This is a genomic window from Paraburkholderia kirstenboschensis, assembly GCF_032806925.1.
Taxonomy (GTDB): Bacteria; Pseudomonadota; Gammaproteobacteria; order Burkholderiales; family Burkholderiaceae; genus Paraburkholderia; species Paraburkholderia kirstenboschensis.
The window spans coordinates 3,586,211-3,607,583 of record NZ_CP136513.1; the positions used below are offsets into that span (position 1 = coordinate 3,586,211).

Below are 21,373 nucleotides of genomic sequence, written 5' to 3' on the forward strand. Positions count from 1 at the left end.
AACGGCGGCCCGCCGACTTTCCGTCGCCAACTCATGACTCTTCGATCCGCAGCACCTGTTTCCTTCGACGCATTGCCCAACCCGCGCGGCGGCGCTGTTCGCCCGGCGGAACTTGCGCTAGCCGAAGCGCTGCTGGCGTTCGAGCAGCACACCGGCTGCACCACCGCGCTGGTGCGCGCCTCGCACGCACTGCGCAGCGCGGGCTGGCTGAGTGCCACGCGTTTCGCCGACGCGCTCGTGCGCCTTTCGCCGCTGGCCGCGGGCGATCCCGCCGAGGCCGAGAATGTGCGGCCGGCGTTTGGCGCCGCGCTGCGCGACTTCCGTGCGGCGCTCGAGCGTCACAATCTGCGCGAGCTCGCCTGTTCGCCCACGCTCTTTAGTCATTACCGCGAGTTGTGTGCCGATCTCGGCGAACACACAACTGCTTCTCCGGTGGCTTTCGAAGACCTCGCGCTGACCGCGCGGCCGGTGCCGCCCGTTTCGTTTCATGCACAGTCGGCCGAGCAGTTGGCTCATCTGCGTGCGCGCTACGAACGCGCGCTGCTCCCGGTGCTGCGCTCGCAGCCGGACACCGGCAGCGTGGCGGCGCGCGCGGCCACCAACGCCGCGCTCGACGAACTCGACGCGGTGTTCACTGAACTCGCCGGTCCCGATCCCTATGACTTCTGGCGTCTTGCCAAGGCCTGCGCCCGTGCCTTGCGGGTCAGCGGACGCGCGGCGGGTGAGCCCGACGCGCGGCGTTTTTACGCGCGTTGCAATCTCGCGCTAGCCGATCATGCGCGCGGCATCGAACGCGCCCAGCGCTCGCTGGTGCGAGCTACCCTCGCGCTGCTGTGGCGCGATTACGCACTGTTCGGCGCCGCCGCTGAAGACGCCGATCAGGTCGAGGTGCTGCACGACTACGGCTTGACGGTCGATTGGCACGTCGCGGGCACGCAGGCATCGGAAATGCTTTGGGAAGCCGGAGCGGTGGAGGCGCAATCGGTCAGCGCGCACACTTCACTGACACGCGAACTTGGTGTACTGAGCGTCAACGCGCATGCGTACGAGGACTTTCTACAAACGGCCGACGCCGCGATCTCCGCGCTTGCCGAACACGCGCGGGCCGCGGACCAGCCTGAGAAGGCCGATCCGAGCGAAGCGCTCCAAGCCGGCGACGCCGCGTACCGGCTCGGGTCCGCAGCTTGCGCGCTCGGCCTCGGCCATGTCGCGCTGCTAGCCGATGCGCTGGGACTCGCGTGGCGCCGTCGCGCTCATGCCGGCGTGTCGACGCCTGCGGTGCGTGCTCACGTGATCGTCGACGCACCTGCGGCCAGTGCGCTGGAAGGCGCGGCCGAGGCATTGCGCGCCACGCTGCACAAGGTGGCGGCGGGCGTGGCGCCACCGGCCAGCGGCGCAGCGCTGAGCGCGCTTACGCGGTCGGTCGAGCAGGGCGGCGCGTAACGCGCGTCAGGAGCGCCAGGGCCGCGCAAGGAGCGCGTCAGGTAGGCAACTACGCAGGCAAGCCCGCAAGCGGGCGCGCAGGCCCAAACTGCACCGTGGCAAGGCCCGCGTGCGTGATAGAGTGCAACATGAATCGCCGTCGATGGCTCGCGGCACGCTCCATGACTCACGTCGCCGTTCCACGCTCGAAGCCCGCCATCCTGCACCGTCTTTGCTAAAATCCGAACTATGTCCAAGAGTAGCGATCGCATCAATCTGACCAACCAGTTCCTGATCGCCATGCCCAACATGGCGGATCCGACGTTTTCAGGAACGGTGGTCTACCTTTGCGATCACAGTGAGCGCGGCGCGCTCGGCCTCGTGATCAACCGGCCGACCGATATCGACCTGGAAGCGCTCTTCAGTCGCATCGACCTCAAGCTCGAAATCGAGCCTCTCCTTCATGTTCCCGTGTATTTCGGCGGCCCGGTGCAAACCGAGCGCGGCTTCGTGCTGCACGACCCGAAAGACGGCAACACCTATACGTCGTCCATGTCGGTGCCGGGCGGTCTCGAAATGACCACGTCGAAAGACGTGCTCGAGGCGGTTGCAAGCGGCACGGGTCCCGAGCGTTTCCTGCTCACGCTCGGTCACGCCGGCTGGGGCGCGGGTCAGCTTGAAGAAGAGATTTCGAAAAACGGCTGGCTGACGGTCGAGGCCGATCCGAAGATCGTGTTCGACGTGCCCGCCGAAGAGCGCCTCGAAGCCGCGCTCGCGCTGCTCGGCATTTCGCTGTCCATGCTGTCGGGCGAGGCCGGGCACGCATGAGAGGCGCCGCATGAGCCTGCCGGCCGGACGTGAGGCGACGCTGCTTGCGTTCGACTACGGTGAAAAGCGCATCGGCGTGGCGGTCGGCAATTCGCTTACGAAGAGCGCGCGGCCGCTCGTGATCGTGCAGAATCGCAGCCGCGAATACCGCTTCGCAGAGGTCGGCAAACTGATCGTCGAATGGAAGCCGGACGCGCTCGTCGTCGGCTTGCCGATGCATCCGGACGGCACGCCGCACGAAATGACGCAACTCGCCAAACGGTTTGGCAATCAATTGAACGGCCGCTTCAATTTGCCTGTCACGTGGATCGACGAGCGTTATTCGTCGGTTGAGGCAAAGTCGGGTATCCGCGAGGGCAAGGGCCGTGCCGACATGCTCGACGCCGAAGCCGCCAGCATCATCCTTCAGCAATATCTAGACGGACTTTCGGACCATCATGAGTTCCATTGACGCCGAAGCGCTTTATCGCGCGTTGCTCGACCAGATTCGCGCCGCCTATGGCGACGAGTTCGGTGCGGCACAAACCGGTGCCGAGGGCGCCGTGCTCGCCGGCATTTACAGCGGTGGTGCGTGGCTCGCCGAACGGCTCGCGCACGATCTGAAGGTGGCGAGTTTCGGCGTTGTGAATGTCGCACTGCATCGGGACGACTACGCGAAGAAAGGTCTGCATTCGCAGGCGAGCCCGACCTCGCTGCCGTTTTCCGTCGACGGCCGCCGCATCGTGCTGGTCGACGACGTGCTGTACACCGGTCGCACGATCCGCGCGGCGCTCAATGAGCTCTATGACTACGGCCGCCCGGCGGCGGTCGAACTGGCCGTGCTCGCCGATCGCGGCGGCCGCGAGTTGCCGGTGGCGGCGCGCTTCGTCGGCGGCGTGGTGGATGTGCCCGCGGACGCGACGCTGGTGCTCGCGCGCGAGCAGGGCAGCGCAGGCCAGCCGCGTTTCACTTTTCACACTGAAGCCCGCGCCGATTGAGCGCGGCATCCGGGTGCCAGTGCGCACGCACCGCGACTCGCAGCCCGCCGCACACACGTTGACGTCCGTATCTCCAGCAGGTAACTCATGAACACCGCGAACCAGGCTTCTCACGACCAAGCCGATAGCGCCACCGAGCGCTTCCGCTACGGCTTCCTGAAGGGCAACCCGCAGCTCACGAAAAACGGCGAGCTCAAGCATCTGTTGTCGATTGAAGGTTTGCCGAAGGCGATCGTCAATCACATCCTCGACACGGCGAGCCAGTTCGTCAGCGTGACGGATCGTGAGGTCAAGAAGGTCCCGCTCCTGCGCGGCAAGTCGGTCTTCAATCTGTTCTTCGAGAATTCGACGCGCACACGCACCACGTTTGAAATTGCCGCGACACGTTTGTCGGCCGACGTGCTGAATCTGAACATCAACGCTTCGTCCACGAGCAAGGGCGAATCGCTGCTCGACACGATCAACAATCTGTCGGCGATGCACGCCGACATGTTCGTCGTGCGTCATGCGTCGAGCGGCGCGCCGTATCTGATCGCCCAGCACTGCGCACCGCACGTGCACGTGATCAATGCCGGCGACGGCCGTCATGCGCACCCCACCCAGGGTCTGCTCGACATGTACACGATCCGCCACTACAAGAAGGACTTCACGAATCTGCGTGTGGCGATTGTCGGCGACATTCTGCATTCGCGAGTCGCGCGCTCGGACATTCACGCGCTGACCACGCTCGGCGTGCCGGAAGTACGCGCCATCGGCCCGCGCACGCTGCTGCCGGGCGGCCTCGAACAGATGGGTGTGCGCGTGTTCCACAACCTCGACGAAGGGCTGAAGGACGTCGACGTGATCATCATGCTGCGTCTGCAGAACGAGCGAATGAGCGGCGCGCTGTTGCCTTCGGCGCAGGAGTATTTCAAGAGCTGGGGCCTGACGCCGGAGCGGCTCGCGCTCGCCAAGCCCGATGCAATTGTGATGCACCCGGGCCCGATGAATCGCGGCGTCGAAATCGATTCGCAGGTGGCCGACGGTCCGCAATCCGTGATTCTGAATCAGGTGACGTTCGGCATTGCAGTGCGCATGGCGGTGATGGGAATCGTCGCAGGCAATAACGATTGATCCGGCAAACGCATGCGTGCGGACCCAGAACGACGCACGCGCGGCAGACAACGCAGAACCTGGCCGAATCCGGCTGAAACATTAGGGCAGCGCATGACGATTCATATTCAAGGCGGCACGCTGATCGATCCGGCAGCAGGCACGGAACAGCAGCAGGACGTTTTCATCGAGGCGGGCAAGATCGTCGCGCTCGGCAACGCGCCCGCCAATTTCGAGGCGACGCAAACCATCGACGCGCGCGGTCTGCATATCGCGCCCGGTCTCGTCGACCTGTCGGCGCGCCTGCGCGAGCCGGGCTTTGAACACAAGGCCACGCTCGAATCGGAAATGGCCGCGGCGCTCGCTGGCGGCGTGACGAGCCTCGTCTGTCCCCCGGACACCGATCCGACGCTCGACGAACCCGGTCTCGTCGAAATGCTGAAGTTCCGCGCCCGTAATCTCGATCAGGCGCATGTGTATCCGCTCGGCGCGTTGACGGTCGGCCTGAAGGGCCAGGTCATCACGGAAATGGTCGAGCTGACCGAAGCGGGTTGCATCGGTTTTTCGCAGGCCGACGCGCCGGTGGTGGATACGCAGGTGTTGATGCGCGCCCTTCAATACGCGAAAACGTATGGCTACACGGTGTGGCTGCGTCCTGTGGATGCCTATCTCGGCAAAGGCGGCGTGGCGGCGAGCGGCGCGCTGGCGTCGCGGCTCGGACTCTCCGGCGTGCCCGTCGCGGCGGAAACCATCGCGCTGCATACCATCTTCGAACTCGTGCGGGTGACGGGCGCGCGGGTGCATCTGTCGCATGTGTCGTCGGCGGCGGGCATCGCGCTCATGCGCGAGGCAAAGGCCGAGGGCTTGCCGGTCTCGTGCGACGTCACCGTGAACCATGTGCATCTGATCGACCTCGACATCGGCTACTTCGACGCGCAGTTCCGGCTCGACCCGCCGCTGCGTCAGCAGCGCGATCGCGAAGCGATCCGCGCGGGTCTCGTCGACGGCACCATCGATGCGATTTGCTCCGACCACACACCGGTCGATGACGACGAAAAACTGCTGCCCTTCGGCGAAGCCACGCCGGGCGCTACCGGCCTCGAACTGTTTCTGTCGCTAACGGTGAAGTGGGCCGACGAAGCCGGTGTGCCGCTTGCAAAGGCGCTCAACCGCATCACCGCAGCGCCGGCCGCCGTGCTCGACCTGCCAGCGGCGGGCAGCGTTGCGGTAGGCAGCGTGGCCGACCTCTGCGTGTTCGACCGTCACGCGCATTGGCGCGTCGAGCCGCGCGCACTGAAGAGCCAAGGGCATAACACGCCGTTCCTCGGTTACGAATTGCCGGCTCGCGTTCGCGCGACCATCGTGGCCGGCCGCGTCGCATTCGAGCAACGCTAACGTGCCCGGCATGGCTCACGCATTGGCCAGTCTGGATTTCGCATCGACCCGCAACGGAAAGCTCCGAATTCGGTTGTTCCGTTAGTCAGAGAGCCTTTACTGGCGTGGCTTTCCGGGCTTAGTCCGAAATCGATCCAAAATAGATCCAAAATATTAGTTTCTTCGCAGGTTTGTGGGGATGTAGGCCGCCTACCGACCCCTTTCCAGCCGTTCGATCGAATGTGCTACGAGTGACCCTCTGGAAGACGTTCATTAGCAGCAAGGAGGGCCTCATCGAAAAACAACGCATGCGGGGCCTCCTGCTTCTGCGTTGCGATTTCTTATCGGGTTTCGGCTTTTCCCTTGGCAAGGTCAATGGAGCGCAACAGCACGTGAATCACCTCGTCCTGCTCGTTACGTGTCAATCCCACCCATAATGGCAGACGGACCAGTCGCGCAGACAGCGCTTCCGTGACCGGCAGTGCGCCGTGTGCACGCCCAACGACGCGTCCGGCCGGCGCCGTGTGCAGCGGCACGTAATGGAACACCGCACCGATACCGTGCTGCTTCATGCATTGGAGCACGGTATCCCGGTCGACATCCGCCGCCAGCAGCACGTAGTACATATGCGCGTTATGCGTGCACGTGTCGGGCACGATCGGGCGGCGCACGATGCCGGCCTCCTCGGCGGACGCCAGGCGGTCGTGATAGTAGCCCCATGAAGAGAGGCGTTCGTCCCTGATTCGGTCGGCCTGCTCCAGTTGTGCCCACAAAAAAGCCGCTGTGAGTTCGCCCGGCAGAAACGACGAGCCGACTTCCTGCCACGTGTATTTGTCGACTTCCCCGCGAAAAAAGCGGCTCCGGTCGGTGCCTTTCTCACGGATGATCTCGGCGCGCAGTACATTCTCGGGCGTGTTGACGAGCAGTGCGCCGCCCTCGCCGGAGATCACGTTCTTGGTTTCGTGAAAGCTGTACGTGCCAAAATCTCCGATACTTCCGAGCGCCTTGCCACGATATGCGGACGTAACTCCTTGCGCCGCGTCCTCGATAACCAGGAGGTTGTGACGCTGCGCGATTGCGAGGATCGAATCCATTTCGCAGCCGACACCCGCGTAATGTACCGGCACGATCGCGCGTGTGCGCGGAGTGACAGCAGCCTCGATCAGACTTTCGTCGAGATTCAGCGTATCCGCGCGAATATCGACGAACACCGGAACGCCGCCTCGCAATACGAACGCATTCGCGGTCGACACGAATGTGTAGGATGGCATAATAATTTCGTCACCGGGCCCAATTCCCGCGAGCAGCGCGCTCATCTCCAGCGCCGCGGTGCATGAATGCGTGAGCAGCGCTCGCTTGGTGCCCGTGCGCTCTTCGAGCCAAGCACTACAGCGCTTTGTGTAGGCGCCGTCGCCGGCAAATTGTAGATTTGCGTGCGCGTCGGAAATGTAGCCGAGCTCCTGCCCTGTCATGTACGGCTTGTTGAACGGGATATGAATCATGTCTTCCTTGCAATTAGAAAGCGCGAGCCGCCCGCCCGGAAATCTACGCCCGCCTGTATCATCCGCGCTTCGGCCGCCATCGGCGCGCCGGGCAGACGGTTCAGCCAAGGCGTGACGCTCAACTCCGCTCCCGACGCTTCAGCTTCGCCCGCGCGACGGGTGAGTCTAGATAGCATCATCAGCGGCAGCAACACGGAGACGAATGACGTGCTGCGCACGATCGAGAATCGCGCTTCGCGCACTGCCGCAGCCCACCTCGAGAAACGAGAAGAAGTCGCTCGCATAGCTGCGCAGCGCCACGATCAGCTGGTCGCGAGCCTCGAACCAGAAGTTGCCGCATCCGAGCGCTGCCCACTCTGCGAAGTAGCTCGCCTTGAAGCCGGAGCTTTCCGCGCTCAGCGCGGGCGCATAAGCCGGCAGCCGATTCTGCAGCGTAGGCTGCCAGCCGCCCGCCGGGCAGGCCATATCGCTGGCCGCGTACAATGCGTCGCAAACGAGGCACCGTTTCACAGGTTGCTCCTTGCGGCCGGTTCGGGACGAGGAAATACGAGATATTTGAATGTGACGAATAGCAGGCCCGCTACCACAACCGTCGCTATTGCCTGCACGACACGATAGGAGAAGTGCAGACGGTCGACTAAGACCGCGAGCATCGCGTATTGCAGCAAATACCCGCACACATGCACGCCGAAGTACTTAAGCGCAGGCACTGTGATGCTGCCGCGATGTCCGAAGGTCCAGTTGCGGTTGCTCCAGAAGCCGGCGCTCGCGCCCGCTACGTAAAGCACCGTCATCGCCGCCTTGGCCTCTACGCCAAGCCAGGTGAGCAACAGGAACAGCAAGTAGCCGCCCATATTCACGGTCGCACCAACGAGACCATAGCGGAGCAGTTGGCCGATCGACGCGCGTGGATTCGATGTCATCGCCGACTCAACACTGATCGCTGATGGTCACACCTGTCGCCGGATCGAGCGTGCGCAGCAGTCGCGCTGGCGTTCCGACATAGGCGCAGAGGTCCTGCGTGTCGCGATCGATTAGCGTCTGCGCCCCGATCAGGGTATCGTCGCCGACGCGCCTGCCTTGCATTAATACGGCCGAGAATCCGATAAAGTTGCGCGCACCGATCGTGACATTGCCGCCGAGCGTCGCATTGGCCGCGATGAAATTGTGGTCGCCGATTGCGCTGTCGTGGCATGCGGTCGCGTTCGACCAGATGACATTGTTCGCGCCGAGCGTCACGCCTGGCTCGATGACGGCGCCCGGCATTACGATCACGTTATCGTGGATGACTACATCGCGCGCGATCCACGCGGCCGGATGCAGCAGATTGGCGAGAGTGTAGCCGCTGTGTTTGATCGTGTGATACACGCGTTCTCGCGCAAGCATGCTGCGGTATCCCACTGCGACGAACACCTTCGAGTCGGCGGGCGCGTAACGCTCGCACACCGCGTGCCAGCCTAGCAAAGGGATGCCATCGATTGCAGAGGGACCGGCTGGCAGATATGGTTCGTCGACCGTGAATGCCTGCACTTGCAAGCCTAAGTCGCTCGTGGCGTAGCGGCACACGAGTTGGGCGAATGGCCCCGCGCCGAAGATGATCAACCTTGCCATTCGTGCTCCCTGCGCGAATCATCGGCCGCGCGCGGCGCGCGGACGCAGTTGCCCTGATAAATGGCTCTAACGAGCGAAGTCGGTCGGCCCTTTACTTCCGAGAAGATCTTGGCGATGTAGATTCCGACTACACCGATCGAAAAAATAATGACACCACCGATTAGGAACAGCGCGGCCATCAGCGACGTCCAGCCGACAAACACGCGTCCCCAGAACAACTTTTGTAGGACGAGATAGAGGATCACCAGCGTCGCGGTGCCCGACGAAAGCAGGCCTAAGTAGAAGATGCCGGTAAGAGGCCTGCTGCTGAACGATGTGATCGCATCAGCCGCCATCACGAGTTTCTTGCGAAAGGTATAGGACGAGTTGCCGTCGTATACCTTCGTCGCGACGATGCGCTTCTGCACAAAGCCCGCGTCTTTCCAGACGGCGGGCAGGAACAGTTCGGTTTCGCCATACTGCAGCAGCGCGTCAGCATAGCTGCGCTTCATCAGCCGCGAGACGATGTCTCGGTCCGAAATCTGCACTGGCGAGAATGCGTTAAACACCTTGTAGAACAGGTCGCTGGTGAAAGCTTTCGCGAATGGCAGCGTCTTCTCTTCGAGCTGGCCGACCACCACGTCGGTTTCGCAGTCTTCGTCCATCGCTCGCCAGAAGCGTCCGAGATTCTCAGGCTCTTCCTCGAGATCAACGTCGATCACGAAAACACGCTCGCCGCCCGCGTGGCGCATGCCGCACATCAGTGCGCGATGCTGGCCGAAGTTGCGCGCAAGGTCGATTACCTTGACGCGCGGATCCGTCGCGCACAACCGGCGCGCCATCTCGAGCGAATCGTCGGGCGACGCGTCGTTAACAAACACTATCTCGAAGGACGACGTGAGCTTTTCAGCATCAGCTACGATGCGGCGATAGAACGCGTCAACATAGCGCGACGACCGGTAAAGGGTGGTGACGACGGAGAGCATTAACATCATCAGGTCTTCATAAAGGCCGCGTGCTCGGGACCCACGTTGAGCAGCAGATCGAGAATGGACACGCTGTGTTCGAACGGCGGAAAGAGCTGCGGGTATTCCGGATAACCGTCATAGCGCATCCATTCGACGCGTATGCCTGCTTCGGCAAAGCGTGCTTCGTCAAGATACTCGCGCGCTGCCGGCCCCGACAGGTAGACTGCCGCGCCCGCCTGCCGGCAAATGCTGACAAGCCGCTCAACGCGGTCGCCTTGAAGGTCGTAGTCCCGTGACGAAGTAATGCGTGTGGCGATACCCAGTTCCGCGCACACCGCGCGAATAAAAAGCGCATTTATGTCCGACAGCAGATCACACGCGCAGGCCTCGCCGTACCACGCTTCAATCGTTGGAGCGTATCGACCAAAGTAGCGAGCGCGCGCATATGTGTTCGAGATCGTTCTCCAATGCTGGGCAGCCCAGCGCCGATCGGCTATACGCGTCTCGCTGATTTTCTGTTCGAGCTGTTCCTGGCGGACCGGAATGCTTAGCCATTGCACGCCCGCCTGGGTTTTGATGCGGTTGCGATTGCGCCAGTCATTTTTGGTGTACTGCACCTCGTCGTACACAATGAACTCGTCAACCGCGCGAATCAGGTCGAAATAACCTTTCCACGGCACATAGTTCGACTGGAGGATGGCGACCTTTTTAGTCATGGTCGGTCCGCCACCGCCGGTACACCCGCCGAGCGCCGGCTCGCCCACCACGCGAGGGCCCGGCGGACAAGCACGACGAAGTAGATCACGTAGACGATACGCAGAAAGTAGAAGTAGCGGTTCTCGACGTGGGCAATCGCCATGCTGAGCGACACCGAACAGAACGCTGTGATCACCAGCACCGCGAGCCACGGCTGGCCTAAGCCGACGGACCCGAACGATACAAGCGCCACCAGCAGGAACACGATCTTCGTGCCGGTCACCTCGGCGTGTGTATAGTTGATGAATGGCGCCAGTGCGTCGGCAGGTGGCCGTCCCAAATATACCGCCCAATAGAATTTCGACAGACCGATCCAGAATTTGGTCGCGAAGTATTGGAAAGCTGGGACCTGCGTGACAAGCTTGGAGAAATATACGAATGGAACTGGCTGCATATATGCAGCCAGTTCAACGGCGGGCTGGCGGTTGGCCGGATCGAATGCGGCCATCACGCGCGTGTCGTACAGCCAAGGCACGCCCGAATGCAGATACACCCACAAAATTTGCACGAAGCCCAGCGATGCACCCGCACAGAAGCACGTGAGCGGCGGTAGTGCGGCCTTCATATCGCGCCTGCCGACGAGGGCGAGCCACAGCGGCACGGTAAATGCCGTGCCCACCGCGAAGTTCTGCTTCATCAGGACCGCGGCTCCAGCGAGTATGCCGGCCCAGAACGCCTTGGTTTTCGATGGGTTAAGTCCGTCAGCACTCAACAAACAGAAGGACAGCAGAAACAGCGCGAGACTTTGGTGGTCGGATAGCCGCACTGAAATGAAGCCGAGTGAGAACAACGTCGTCAGAATCACAAGGACGACATCTCCGACGCGTAGCGATCGCGGCACGCAGGGCGCCAGCGCGTCATTCCCGAAGCCCGAAAAACGTCGGAGAAGCGTAATTCCCGCATAGATCAGCAGCAGCAAGAACATCAGGTTCTGGAACAGAGTGATATAACTCACCAGAATTGGATCATCCGTGAACAGCAGCGGCATCGTGTAGTACAACACGATGCCGATAGGGCGATAAGCGTGATAGCAGGTCGCGCCCGCGTCTCCGCTGCCCAGGAGAAAATGCGCGCACCCGGTGGCGACATCGAGATACTGGGGCGCATCGCCGATCGAGGGAAAATCCATGCCTTTCTCAAATGGGATCTAGTGTGGTAAGTCCGAAGCGTTCAATTGTACAGCAGGCCGTGGTGGCCTCCGGGGGCTGCTGTGAGGCGAGTCTCGTACATCACAGACGAAGTGAAGGCTAAGTGCTTTCCACCGGAGGTGGCCTTCTAAGCATTCGTTGAAAACGAGAAGGCATCGAGCGTCACCAAAGTCGGGATCGCCCTGACCGCGCTTTCATGGTCGGACCGAACAAAACTTGTCACCCGAGACGGGTAATCCGCGATGAACCGAAATTCAGGCGGGTTTCACCTTGACCTCGTTCCATTCGCGACCGCGGCTATCGCGGTAGAGTGCTGTCATTTGGGCCGTCTGGTGTCCGAGCAGCGCCTGCGCGAACTCTGCACCGAATTCGTCGCCGTACAATCGCGCAGCGAGTGACCGGATCTCGTGAAACGTCGGCGGCGTCTTGCCTTCCGCCGCGACAACTTTCGCCGCGTCGCGGTAGGTCGAGAACATGGTGGAGAAGCTTCCGAGCTTCGGACTAAGCCCAGGCTTCGCGGTGCCCTTGTGCCGCACGTGGTGAATGAGGTACTTCGATACGACGTCGTCGCGGCACTCGCGGATTACGTCCTCGATCGTCAGGCCGCCGAGCGCTTTTAGCCCGGTCGACACCGGGATCTTCAGCTTCGTGCGACCTTGGCTCTTCCGCTGCTCGACCCACAGGAAACCGTCCTTGACGTCGTTGAACTGCATGCCCTTGACGTCTTCGCGGCGCTGGCCAGTGATCAGCGCGAGTATGAACGCGCGAGCTGCCCAAACGGTCTCGGGCTGCTTCTTCGCCTCTGCGACGATCGCGAGGAATTCGTCCAGCGTCAGGCGATCGCGCGACACCTCGCTCTTCGGGTTGCGCAGCGCGACGACCGGGTTCTTGCCCGGCTTGATCAGCCCCTCGGCGATCGCCTCATTGAACATGTCGATCAGACGGCTGCGAAGGCGCGATGTGTGAGAGGCGCTCACGGCTGCCGTGTTCGTCTTCAACCAATCGCCGATCTCCTTGGGCTCGATGTTCGGCACTGACTTGTTCGCGAATGGCGCGTCCCTGATGATCTTCAGGTGACCGCGCAGGATCTGCTCGCTCTTCGGGCTGTTGCCGCGCTCGCAATAAACCTCTTCGTAGCGCTTGCACCATGCCGAGAACGTCATGTCAGCACCGAGCACGCGCTGCAGCAGGCTGGTCTCGCCTTTGCGGCGCTCCAGCTCGGCATTCACGGTGCGCACCTGCGCGGCGGCAACCTTGAAGTCATAGCCGAGCCCGAACGTCTCGCCCGTCGACGGGTTGCGAAACCAGTAATAGTCGTTCCCGTTCTTGTAGAGGTTGTCCGGCCAGTCGCGCCGGGCTGCCAAACGACGCCTAGCGGCCATTTGTCATCCTTTCGATGCGCTCGGCAACGGGATCGACGTATTCAGCGTTCGGCTTGCAGAAGTACTCGCGACCGACCTTGCGCGGCACCGGCCGGATGCGCCCGTTTCGAATCCAGTTCATCAGCGTGTTGCGATGCGGCTTGTGCTCGCCGAAGATCGATTCGGCCCAGACGGACAGTGGAATCAGTTGCGCTGCCATGTGACACCCCAGTGTTTTCTCGTTGTTTCGATTACTCGTTGTGCTGCTTCGGTCATGCTAGGATTCGAGCCTTCTTAGCAGGTCGCTGAAATACCACCGAGGCGCGTCATCGCGGTGGGCCGTAGATGCGTTGATATGAGGACCTTACCCGCCCCCCTGGAGATCATGCGCGGCGCTGACACGTTTACCGAGAGTTTGTTTTCTTTTCGCAAGCTGGACGACTTCGTTCCGGCCTCGCATCCGCTGCGTGCGATTCGCGTCATGGCGAACAAAGCGCTCGCGAAGATGGATCGACTGTTTGCCGGGATGTACGAAGCCGACATAAAGGGCGGGCGGCCGAGCATCGCGCCGGAGAAATTGCTGCGAGCCATGCTCATTCAGGTGCTTTACAGCATCCGCTCGGAACGCCAGCTCATGGAGCAGGTGCAATACAACCTCCTGTTTCGCTGGTTCATTGGTCTGGCAATGGATGATGTGGTGTGGGTGCCCACGGTCTTCACGAAGAACCGCGAGCGGTTAATCAAGCACGACGCAGTGATCGAATTCTTCAACGAGGTGGTGGCCATCGCTCGGAAGAAGGATCTGCTCTCGGGCGAGCACTTCAGCGTAGACGGCACGCTGATCCAGGCGTGGGCGGGACACAAAAGCTTCGTGCGCAAGGAGGGTGACGATCAGGACAACGACGGTGGCAGTGCGGGTGACTTCAAGGGTAGCAAGCGCAGCAACGAGACGCACCAGTCGAAGACCGATTCCGATGCGCGTCTTTATCGCAAAGGCGAGACGGCCAGCGAATTGCGGTACATGGGCCATACGCTGACCGATAATCTGCACGGCCTGGTAGTCAACGCGCGCGTGACCAGTGCTGACGGGCACGCTGAACGCGAGGCGGCCAAGATCATGATCAACGATGCAAGGCAAGTGGCAGAAGACCCCAACGTGGAAATCACGCTGGGTGCGGACAAGGGTTACGACGCACAGGAATTTATCGAGGCCTGCCAGGCGATGAAAGTTACACCGCACGTTGCACAAAACACTTCGGGCCGGCGTTCAGCGGTGCCCGATACGATTGCCTCAAGCGTGGGCTACGCCATTTCGCAGCAAAAGCGCAAGTTGATCGAACAAGGTTTCGGATGGGCCAAGACCGTGGGACGCATGCGCCAGGTCATGGTGCGTGGCTTGAAGAAGGTGGACCAGATGTTCGTGTTGAACATGGCGGCCTACAACCTCGTGCGCATGCGTTCACTGGGACAAGTCCGCCCGTAGTGGCGGAAATGGCGGCAACGAGCCCAGAAATTGGCCTTAGGCCATCGAAAATGATGTTGAATCCGCGCTGAAATTTCGCAATGCGAAAAAGCTTGCAACAGAAGCTGCGTAAGCGGAGGGGTGCTGCTTCCACTGATGGGTACTTCAGCAACCTGTTAAGGGTGCGGAAAAACGCTTGATACCCACTCCAAGGCCGGGTAAGCGTGGCTTGTACGCGATCTAGGCTGCCGCCATGAAGACTTTGAAGTGGTATCCGCAGGTCGGCCAGCGCGCGGTGCGCCTGCGCGCGGTGCGCCTGCGCAAGGCAATTGCAATAGATAGAGCTGCTAGACCGCGCGCGCCGTCCAAGTTCTTGTTTCTCGCTAGCCTTATCTAGAAACTGTTTGTGATGCTTTGAGGATTGGCTTTGCGTAATCTTGTGCGCCGCCCAAAAACTGCGCGATGGAACTTATACTCGATAAATCCAAAAATCGAAGAACCGAGGTATGCGCTTATGAAGACGATGATGCATAAGACGGACGTTCTCGTTCCCGGCGCGATGCGCTTCATTGCATCTATAGTGGCCAACGCGATCGGAACGTGAACAAGGTATACGCCATACGAAAAGTTCCCCAACCGTTCTAGGGGCTTTAAGTTCAGATGCTTGATGCTGAGAACGAGTGTGGCTGCGAATGCGAAGGCGAGTACGAGGTTGCCTTGCATGGGATTGGGGTCTTTCCACATATCACCGATGCTCCAACAACCAAGGGCCGCGATCGCAAGCCAGATGCTGGGAATTCTAACGAGCGCGTCTCGATGAAGCGCGCACAAGATCCCGGATATGAAAAACACGTTCGCGGTCGAGAGCAGTACCATCGGGCCCGGAAGAAACAGCGAGATTTGGGTATATTTACTAACCCATATCAACAACATGACCCACGCGATGCACACCGTATTGATCGATCGCTTCGTCAGCTTCAAGAGCACGAGCGCATATACGAAAGCATAGAACGCAACTTCGTACATCAATGTCCAGTATGGAATCTTGTAGCTCTCGTTCCCATTCGTGGTGGGGATCAAGAACGCGGATTTAAGGGTGAAATGCCACTCGAAGTGCGGAGATGAAAGCAAGATTCCCGACAGCGCGATTGCCGCCCAGAATCCCGGGTAGATTCTGGTGGCACGGTTCAGGAGGAATTTCTTACCCTGATCCATGCAGCCAACCATTACGAACCCGGAGATCGTAAAGAAGAGCAAGACCCCGATCCGGCCATAGTCGACGCGTAGATAGGGTGCAAAATCGAGTCCGCGTGCGTAAAGGGTATACACCGTGACGTGTTGAAATACAACCAACACCGCGGCGATCGCCCGCAGGCTTTGTATGGCTCCAATTCTTTGATGCGAATGCAATGAGTCGCCCACAGGGATCATCCTTTTTTCAGCAAACGGTAATTTTACAGCAGAGGTAGTAGCTAGATCGCCAACCCGTGGGACGCGCAAATTCTTGACTCAAAACTTCACTTTCATCTCAACCGTCGTCACGTCGTTCCAGAGCGGTGGAACGCTACGGTTTTGACTGTTGAGCTTTGTAAAGTAGTGCCGGGCTGATACGCTCATCCGGCCATAGCCAACTGAAACGCCTACGACTGGCGCGACCGACCAGTAGGTGTCAGACAGGTGCAGATTCTGCGGATAGCCGCCCACCTGCCAGTTGGAAACGTCTTCCGACCATGAGTCGCGATGGATATAAGCGCCAGCCTCGGCCGCGAGCCTGACGCTGTACAGCCAGTAATAGACCTCAGCTGTCAGCGCAGCGCCTTGTGAACGACCCTCGCCAGTGAAAAAGGCTGTCGGAACGGCGACCTTCGGCGTGTATGCGTGTGTCTTCGGATCATAGTTTTCGTCCATCGGCGTGCAAGAGCACGACGCGGCGAAGCGACCAAGATTGACGTAGTCAAGGTGCCAGTCAACGCCCCAAGCGCCGCGCGTCAGCAGCGGACCTGTAAGGCCCAGCGAGAAGGTTGGCGGTTTGGCCGTGACATGCGAGCCTCCAGGGATGCCAGCTTGCTGCCAGCGGCCATCGGGCGTGTCAGCTTTGGAGAGGCCAATGCCGGCCTGAACGTGGATACCAAACGGGTGGGCAACGTAGTCGTCGATCAGATCGGCGTGTGCGGACGCGGCCGCACAGCCTAGCGACATTGCTACGGCTGTTGTTCTCCATCGTGCGCCGGGGAGTCGGAGTTCGCGTCCAAGTCGATCGCAGCGCCGATTTGGCGCATCTTTTCGAGCACTCGCTGGATGTCTTTCTCGGCGAGCGTTAGCCGGGCCGCGCCAAGGAACAACGATGCCGGTGTGACTCCCTGCGGATTGCTCTCGTTGACCAAGTCGCGCCAGCGTCGGCTGCTCGACAGACCGAGCAGTTGCGCCATCTGAGCGCCGGTAAAGCCGAGCTCTTCCTTGAGCTGCTTGAGCTGCTGAACCGTAGGCGGTTGATAGAGCATATCGAGTTTGTCCGGCGCGCGAGTGCGGGCGAAAGCAGAGTTTCATGATGGATTTCCTTTCGGAGTGACGCCGCGCGGGATGCGCTTCATCTGGTTATTAGAATAGGCGGATTCCGCCTAGCAGTCAAGCAGCCAAATAACGATCGACCACCAGCCGCCATCGAGCGGCTTTTTTCATTTCCGGGGCCGCCTTTGAACCATCCACACGCAGAGCACCAGCGGATTGCCGCTTTGGAGAGCCGGATGAACACGCTCGAGCAGGAGATCAGCGCCTATCGCGTTGAACTGTTGACAAACACGGAAGCGACGCTCCGCGTCGAGTCGAACACAAAGGAACTGGTCGAGCTGCTGAAGCTCGCCAAGTCGGGCGTCGGCTTCTTCACGGCGACAGGGCGCGTGCTCCGTCGTGTGGTTATCTGGGTCGGCCCGTTCCTCACGGTCGCTGGCGCTCTCTGGGCTCTCGCTCACGGCAAGTGGCCGTCACTGGACTGATATGAACCCGAACGACTTCATTTTCGCGATTGCGCCGGCAGCGCGCGCGAGCGCGAAGACGACGAAGATCCCCGCCTCGTTCGTCGTGGCACAGGGTGCGCTCGAATCCGGCTGGGGCACGTCCGCGCTCTCGAAACAGGCGTTCAACCTGTTCGGCGTCAAAGCGGACGTCGCATGGCACGGCGACGTGCTCACGATGGACACGCGCGAGTTCCTGAAAGGCCAATGGGTGACGGTGTCCGCGAAGTGGCGCAAATCCCGAACTGGCAGGCGTGCATCGACGATCACGCGGCTTTCCTGCTCAACAACGAGCGTTATCAGCCCGCGTTCGCAGACACGAGCGGCTCGACCTTCGCGCTCGCAATCGCAGCGGCCGGTTACGCGACCGATCCGCAATACGGGCAGAAGATTGTGTCGATCATCAAGGCGCACAACCTGTCGACACTGGACGCGTCATGAGCAAAGCGAAGATTGTCCGCGACAGCGAAGGCCGGTTCTACGGCATCAAATGGATATGTCCCGGCTGCGACGTGGATACGCGCGGCACGGGCCTCCACGTCCTTCCCGTGAACTGGCTGCCAGCCGGCGAGACCGTCGAATCTCCGCTCGTTGCTGGTAAGCCGCATTGGGGCTTCAACGGCGACCTCGATCGACCGGTATTCACACCGAGCGTGCTGAGCACGTGGGACGAATGGCAGGGAGACGGCGTGCCGCCAAAGAAGCACGTCTGTCACTCATTCGTCGGCTGTAACGGTGCACAACCCGGACAGATCACGTTCCTTGGCGACTGCACACACGATCTGAAGGGCACGACGGTCGATCTTTCCGACGCCGGAAAGCAGCCACACGAATAACCGTCGTTTACCCCTCTCACGCATAACCGCCTTCGGGCGGTTTTTTCGTTTACGGCCATGACAACCGTCGCACACGAACACGAGCAGCATGAGTCGATCGAGATCGACATCTTCTATCCGGACCACCCGCCGCGCACCGAGTCGGCGCTCTTCCGCAAGACGAAGCATCACCTGATCGCCGTGCTCGACACGCCGTGCTGGGTGTGCGGGACAAAGGAAAAGCGTGAGGTGCATCACTTCCACGCGGAATGGGCAGACGCCGACGGCATCGACTTCGACAAGATGCGCGAGTTGCATCCGGCGTTCGACTGGTCGAGCTATCGCGAGCCGAGCGATTTCATCGACTCCGAATACAACATGATGGTCCTCTGCGAAAAGCACCACCGCGGCAAGAACCACGGCATTCACCTGCTGCCGCTCCCCATCTGGATCATGCAGCGCAACCAGCGCGCCGATTTCATTTTCTCGCCCGACGAGATCAACCCGAAGGAGAAACCGTGAAGCAACAAACTTCCAGCGTCATCACTGGCGGCATCACGATCAGTGCGGCCACGCTCGAGCCAGCAGTGAGCTGGGCGCTCGCCGCGATCTTCCATGCTCCGGTGCCGGATAGCGTCTCGGCGCTCGTGACCGGCGCGCTCGCGGCGGCCGTGCATACAGGCATCAATGCTCTTCGCGCGCGCAGCGCTGCCAATGGTCATTTCGCCGCAACGGCGACGATGTTCAATCCGGCGAATGTCGTAACGCCCGCAGTCGTGGCACCCGCTGCCGCTCAGCTGTAAATCCCCGCCGCGCTCGCGGCATACCTGAAGGAAATCCCGAAATGAAAAAGATGCTGCCTGCGGCAGGCCTCGCCGCGCTCGTGTTCTTCGCTGGCTGCGCGAATGCGCCGCAGGTCGCCGGCAACTTCCAGACGCAGGTTGCGAAGGCCTGCGCAGTCGTTCAGCCGACGCTGCTGTCGGTGCAGGCGATGACGGTCAGCGACCCGGCCCAACAGGTCATCATCGGCCAAGTGGTGAAGCTCAACGGCTCGGTATGCGCCGCCAATGCATCGGTCGATCCATCCAGCGTGGTCGCGCTCGTGAATACGTCGATTCCGGCCGCTGTGCAGGTGATCGCACTGCTGCCGATCGATGAGGCTGCGAAGTCCGGTGCGCAGATCGGTCTGATGGCGTTTCAGGTCGCACTCTCCGCGGCTCTCGCGCAGTACGGCACGCCGACGACCGCCGCGCCGGCGGCCGCGTCCGGAGCCGCGACGCAATGAGCAAGTTCCTGACTTCGCTGGTGATGGAGAATGCCACCGGCATGGACGATGGGAAGTGGCGTCTGACGGCGCCGCTGATCTACGACTCGGATGTCGCGGGGAAGGTTATCGTCGTGCCGACGGGCTTTGTCACGGATCTAGCCTCGGTACCGCGCGTGCCGATCGCGTACATGCTTGCTGGCGGTACGAGCAACGAGGCATCGGTCGTCCACGACTATCTCTACACCTCTCACATCGTCGATCGCGAGACGGCAGACGCGGTGTTGCGTGAGGCATCGGCTATCACAGGCGTTCCGGCGTGGCGCCGCACGATCATGTGGGCCGCCGTGCGTGCCTTCGGCGGTTCACACTGGGATGAGAAGCCCATCTCTGCATGAAAACAGCCCACAGCCTGTATTCTGCTTTTACAGGTTGTGGGCTGTATTTTTACGCGAACTTGGCCGTAGTACAAAAGTGGTACAGTTCCCGCCTCAAAAAACTAAAGGCGGGATAGATATGACCGTTAAACTGGAGACGGTAGGCGACGCAATCGATTATATTTCGGCTAATCTTGCCCGCCCGGGCGACGCCGCTGAAGAGATTGCGGTCGAGGGAGATCTGGCAAAGCTCTCGATTCACATTGAGGGAGAAAACTATCACGGCAGTTTCCCCGGTGAGTTCGCTCGTGGACTGTGGGAGTTTCAGGAAGCGATATACAATGCCGTGGCTTTCAGCCTATATGGCGTCGAAGACATTCGGCGGCTGACTGCCGAGCAGAAGGACGATTTCAAGATCGTCTTTGAGCTTCAAAATGGGTCTCTCGACATCGCCGCGATGTTGACGACGTTTTTTGAAAAGTTCGCCGAAGGCATCTCCAAAATGGACAGCAAACATAAGGCGATTACTGTTGCGACGGTGGCTCTGATCATCGCTTCAGCATATGGCGCAGTCCAGGTCGTGGAGGCCAATGCCGATGTTAAGAAGGCCGAGGTCGAGGCGCATCTGAAGATCGACCAAGAGCACGAGCGTACAGAGCAGTTCAGGGTTATCACCCAAGCGATCGCTGGTAACAAGGTTGCCGCCCAGTTCTCGAAGGCTACGGAAGAGGGTGCCAGGTCAATTGTTAAACGCGCGCAGGGTGCCACCGAGGTGCGTGTTGGTGCTGTGACGTTCGACAAAGATGAAATTGACGAGGTTAACCAGCGTGCGGCGAAGGAAAAAGCCTCCGCTCAAATCCTAACCGACGAATTCGTCGTTGTGCGCGTGGAAACGCGCGACAGCAACATGACGAAGCTGATTCTGGCCAGCGCAAAAACTGGCGAATTCAGTGCGATCATGCAAGACGAAGAATTCGACGCCGACCAGATCAACAAGCTTTGGTCGGCCATCCGTAACCGCGAGAAGATCCAACTCGAGGTTAATGCGACCTACATCCGGAGCAATATTCGCTCAGCCCAGATCGTCAAGGTCTTGTGATCGAAGCTGCCTTCCGAGCGAGTTCCACTTCGCTTGGAACGGCTTTGGCATATCGAGAACTTTCGCGTTTGTGGCGTCGCGTGCATTAGGTCTGCGGCATCAATCACGTGCATGCACTGACGAAAGCCAGCTTTGCCCATGCAAAGGCCTCGGGGCCGATCCGCTCGACCGAGCAGCCGGTGTATGCGCAGAAGTGCTCGAAGTCGTCGAGCACCGTATGTCCAAGGTCGTTCGACTCGAGCGGCTTTGCGCCCAAGATTCCTGCCAATATCGCGTCAGGGTTTCCGAAGCACATGATCCACCTCCTAGGCTGACCCATGAGCACGG

The 21,373-nt window shown here is 60.7% G+C and carries 27 protein-coding genes and 1 pseudogene; 15 read left to right on the forward strand and 13 right to left on the reverse strand.

Going from position 1 to position 21,373, the window contains the following annotated elements; genetic code table 11:
* Window positions 1–33 precede the first annotated feature (33 nt).
* The 6 genes from RW095_RS38730 to RW095_RS38755 all read left to right on the forward strand — a co-directional run bounded on the left by RW095_RS38730 (window position 34) and on the right by RW095_RS38755 (window position 5,714).
* Window positions 34–1,443 (forward strand): hypothetical protein, encoded by a 1,410-nt coding sequence (locus tag RW095_RS38730; protein ID WP_317020897.1) that lies wholly within the window; start codon window positions 34–36, stop codon window positions 1,441–1,443.
* A gap of 228 nt (window positions 1,444–1,671) precedes the next feature.
* Window positions 1,672–2,250, forward strand: a complete 579-nt coding sequence (locus tag RW095_RS38735; RefSeq protein ID WP_317020898.1) for a YqgE/AlgH family protein — start codon at window positions 1,672–1,674, stop codon at window positions 2,248–2,250.
* A gap of 10 nt (window positions 2,251–2,260) precedes the next feature.
* A complete protein-coding gene (ruvX, locus tag RW095_RS38740; RefSeq protein WP_317020899.1) occupies window positions 2,261–2,701 on the forward strand; it encodes a Holliday junction resolvase RuvX in 441 nt (146 codons plus the stop codon).
* Window positions 2,688–3,227 carry a bifunctional pyr operon transcriptional regulator/uracil phosphoribosyltransferase PyrR gene (gene pyrR, locus RW095_RS38745; protein WP_317020900.1) on the forward strand — a complete coding sequence of 180 codons (540 nt, stop codon included), beginning with the start codon at window positions 2,688–2,690 and terminating at the stop codon, window positions 3,225–3,227. Before ruvX ends, pyrR begins: the two co-directional genes overlap by 14 nt.
* Before the next feature lie 87 nt (window positions 3,228–3,314).
* Complete coding sequence (locus RW095_RS38750; protein ID WP_020069825.1) at window positions 3,315–4,340, forward strand: aspartate carbamoyltransferase catalytic subunit; 1,026 nt, start codon at window positions 3,315–3,317, stop codon at window positions 4,338–4,340.
* Window positions 4,341–4,433: 93 nt separating this feature from the next.
* Window positions 4,434–5,714, forward strand: a complete 1,281-nt coding sequence (locus RW095_RS38755; RefSeq protein ID WP_317020901.1) for a dihydroorotase — start codon at window positions 4,434–4,436, stop codon at window positions 5,712–5,714.
* Window positions 5,715–6,034: 320 nt separating this feature from the next.
* Here RW095_RS38755 and rffA read toward each other — a convergent pair whose 3' ends face one another.
* The 9 genes from rffA to RW095_RS38800 all read right to left on the reverse strand — a co-directional run bounded on the left by rffA (window position 6,035) and on the right by RW095_RS38800 (window position 13,238).
* Window positions 6,035–7,195, reverse strand: coding sequence for a dTDP-4-amino-4,6-dideoxygalactose transaminase (rffA, locus tag RW095_RS38760; RefSeq protein WP_317020902.1), 1,161 nt, complete (start codon window positions 7,193–7,195; stop codon window positions 6,035–6,037).
* A 165-nt stretch (window positions 7,196–7,360) separates the two neighbouring features.
* Window positions 7,361–7,705 (reverse strand): hypothetical protein, encoded by a 345-nt coding sequence (locus RW095_RS38765; RefSeq protein ID WP_317020903.1) that lies wholly within the window; start codon window positions 7,703–7,705, stop codon window positions 7,361–7,363.
* A complete protein-coding gene (locus RW095_RS38770; RefSeq protein WP_317020904.1) occupies window positions 7,702–8,118 on the reverse strand; it encodes a GtrA family protein in 417 nt (138 codons plus the stop codon). Before RW095_RS38770 ends, RW095_RS38765 begins: the two co-directional genes overlap by 4 nt.
* A 7-nt stretch (window positions 8,119–8,125) precedes the next feature.
* The gene (locus tag RW095_RS38775) at window positions 8,126–8,806 is read right to left on the reverse strand and encodes an acetyltransferase (RefSeq protein WP_317020905.1); all 681 of its coding nucleotides are present in this window, start codon (window positions 8,804–8,806) and stop codon (window positions 8,126–8,128) included.
* Window positions 8,794–9,780, reverse strand: coding sequence for a glycosyltransferase family 2 protein (locus tag RW095_RS38780; RefSeq protein WP_317020906.1), 987 nt, complete (start codon window positions 9,778–9,780; stop codon window positions 8,794–8,796). The genes RW095_RS38775 and RW095_RS38780 overlap by 13 nt, the downstream gene beginning before the upstream one ends.
* Window positions 9,780–10,469, reverse strand: coding sequence for a WbqC family protein (locus RW095_RS38785; protein WP_317020907.1), 690 nt, complete (start codon window positions 10,467–10,469; stop codon window positions 9,780–9,782). The genes RW095_RS38780 and RW095_RS38785 overlap by 1 nt, the downstream gene beginning before the upstream one ends.
* On the reverse strand, window positions 10,466–11,638 hold the full coding sequence (locus RW095_RS38790; RefSeq protein ID WP_317020908.1) for a hypothetical protein: 1,173 nt from the start codon (window positions 11,636–11,638) through the stop codon (window positions 10,466–10,468). Before RW095_RS38790 ends, RW095_RS38785 begins: the two co-directional genes overlap by 4 nt.
* 273 nt (window positions 11,639–11,911) lie before the next feature.
* A complete protein-coding gene (locus tag RW095_RS38795) occupies window positions 11,912–13,039 on the reverse strand; it encodes a tyrosine-type recombinase/integrase (protein ID WP_317020909.1) in 1,128 nt (375 codons plus the stop codon).
* The gene (locus RW095_RS38800; RefSeq protein WP_317020910.1) at window positions 13,029–13,238 is read right to left on the reverse strand and encodes an excisionase; all 210 of its coding nucleotides are present in this window, start codon (window positions 13,236–13,238) and stop codon (window positions 13,029–13,031) included. The genes RW095_RS38795 and RW095_RS38800 overlap by 11 nt, the downstream gene beginning before the upstream one ends.
* A 165-nt stretch (window positions 13,239–13,403) precedes the next feature.
* Between RW095_RS38800 and RW095_RS38805 the strand changes: the two genes are divergently transcribed.
* Window positions 13,404–14,501, forward strand: a complete 1,098-nt coding sequence (locus RW095_RS38805) for an IS5 family transposase (RefSeq protein ID WP_317022831.1) — start codon at window positions 13,404–13,406, stop codon at window positions 14,499–14,501.
* Between the two features lie 372 nt (window positions 14,502–14,873).
* Here the strand turns inward: RW095_RS38805 and RW095_RS38810 are convergent, their stop codons facing one another.
* From RW095_RS38810 to RW095_RS38820, 3 genes are all read right to left on the reverse strand, one after another.
* A complete protein-coding gene (locus RW095_RS38810; protein ID WP_317020911.1) occupies window positions 14,874–15,902 on the reverse strand; it encodes an acyltransferase family protein in 1,029 nt (342 codons plus the stop codon).
* Window positions 15,903–15,989: 87 nt separating this feature from the next.
* Window positions 15,990–16,679 carry a hypothetical protein gene (locus RW095_RS38815; protein ID WP_317020912.1) on the reverse strand — a complete coding sequence of 230 codons (690 nt, stop codon included), beginning with the start codon at window positions 16,677–16,679 and terminating at the stop codon, window positions 15,990–15,992.
* Between the two features lie 2 nt (window positions 16,680–16,681).
* A complete protein-coding gene (locus RW095_RS38820) occupies window positions 16,682–16,981 on the reverse strand; it encodes an XRE family transcriptional regulator (protein ID WP_317020913.1) in 300 nt (99 codons plus the stop codon).
* 243 nt (window positions 16,982–17,224) lie between these two features.
* Here RW095_RS38820 and RW095_RS38825 point away from each other — a divergent pair, with 243 nt between their 5' ends.
* The 8 genes and pseudogenes from RW095_RS38825 (at window position 17,225) to RW095_RS38865 (ending at window position 21,046) form a co-directional block, all read left to right on the forward strand.
* The gene (locus RW095_RS38825; protein WP_317020914.1) at window positions 17,225–17,473 is read left to right on the forward strand and encodes a hypothetical protein; all 249 of its coding nucleotides are present in this window, start codon (window positions 17,225–17,227) and stop codon (window positions 17,471–17,473) included.
* Window position 17,474: 1 nt separating this feature from the next.
* Window positions 17,475–17,932 (forward strand): annotated as a pseudogene (locus RW095_RS41640) (glycoside hydrolase family 73 protein).
* A complete protein-coding gene (locus tag RW095_RS38840; RefSeq protein ID WP_317020916.1) occupies window positions 17,929–18,327 on the forward strand; it encodes a hypothetical protein in 399 nt (132 codons plus the stop codon). The pseudogene RW095_RS41640 and the gene RW095_RS38840 overlap by 4 nt, the downstream one beginning before the upstream one ends.
* 57 nt (window positions 18,328–18,384) lie before the next feature.
* Window positions 18,385–18,828, forward strand: a complete 444-nt coding sequence (locus RW095_RS38845) for a hypothetical protein (protein ID WP_317020917.1) — start codon at window positions 18,385–18,387, stop codon at window positions 18,826–18,828.
* Entirely contained in the window at window positions 18,825–19,109 is a 285-nt protein-coding gene (locus tag RW095_RS38850) for a hypothetical protein (RefSeq protein ID WP_317020918.1), read from the forward strand. The genes RW095_RS38845 and RW095_RS38850 overlap by 4 nt, the downstream gene beginning before the upstream one ends.
* Window positions 19,110–19,150: 41 nt before the next feature.
* The gene (locus tag RW095_RS38855) at window positions 19,151–19,591 is read left to right on the forward strand and encodes a YajG family lipoprotein (RefSeq protein ID WP_317020919.1); all 441 of its coding nucleotides are present in this window, start codon (window positions 19,151–19,153) and stop codon (window positions 19,589–19,591) included.
* On the forward strand, window positions 19,588–19,968 hold the full coding sequence (locus RW095_RS38860; protein WP_317020920.1) for a DUF1353 domain-containing protein: 381 nt from the start codon (window positions 19,588–19,590) through the stop codon (window positions 19,966–19,968). Before RW095_RS38855 ends, RW095_RS38860 begins: the two co-directional genes overlap by 4 nt.
* A gap of 118 nt (window positions 19,969–20,086) precedes the next feature.
* Window positions 20,087–21,046 carry a hypothetical protein gene (locus RW095_RS38865; protein WP_317020921.1) on the forward strand — a complete coding sequence of 320 codons (960 nt, stop codon included), beginning with the start codon at window positions 20,087–20,089 and terminating at the stop codon, window positions 21,044–21,046.
* Between the two features lie 103 nt (window positions 21,047–21,149).
* Here the strand turns inward: RW095_RS38865 and RW095_RS38870 are convergent, their stop codons facing one another.
* Window positions 21,150–21,341, reverse strand: a complete 192-nt coding sequence (locus RW095_RS38870) for a hypothetical protein (RefSeq protein ID WP_317020922.1) — start codon at window positions 21,339–21,341, stop codon at window positions 21,150–21,152.
* Window positions 21,342–21,373 lie beyond the last annotated feature (32 nt).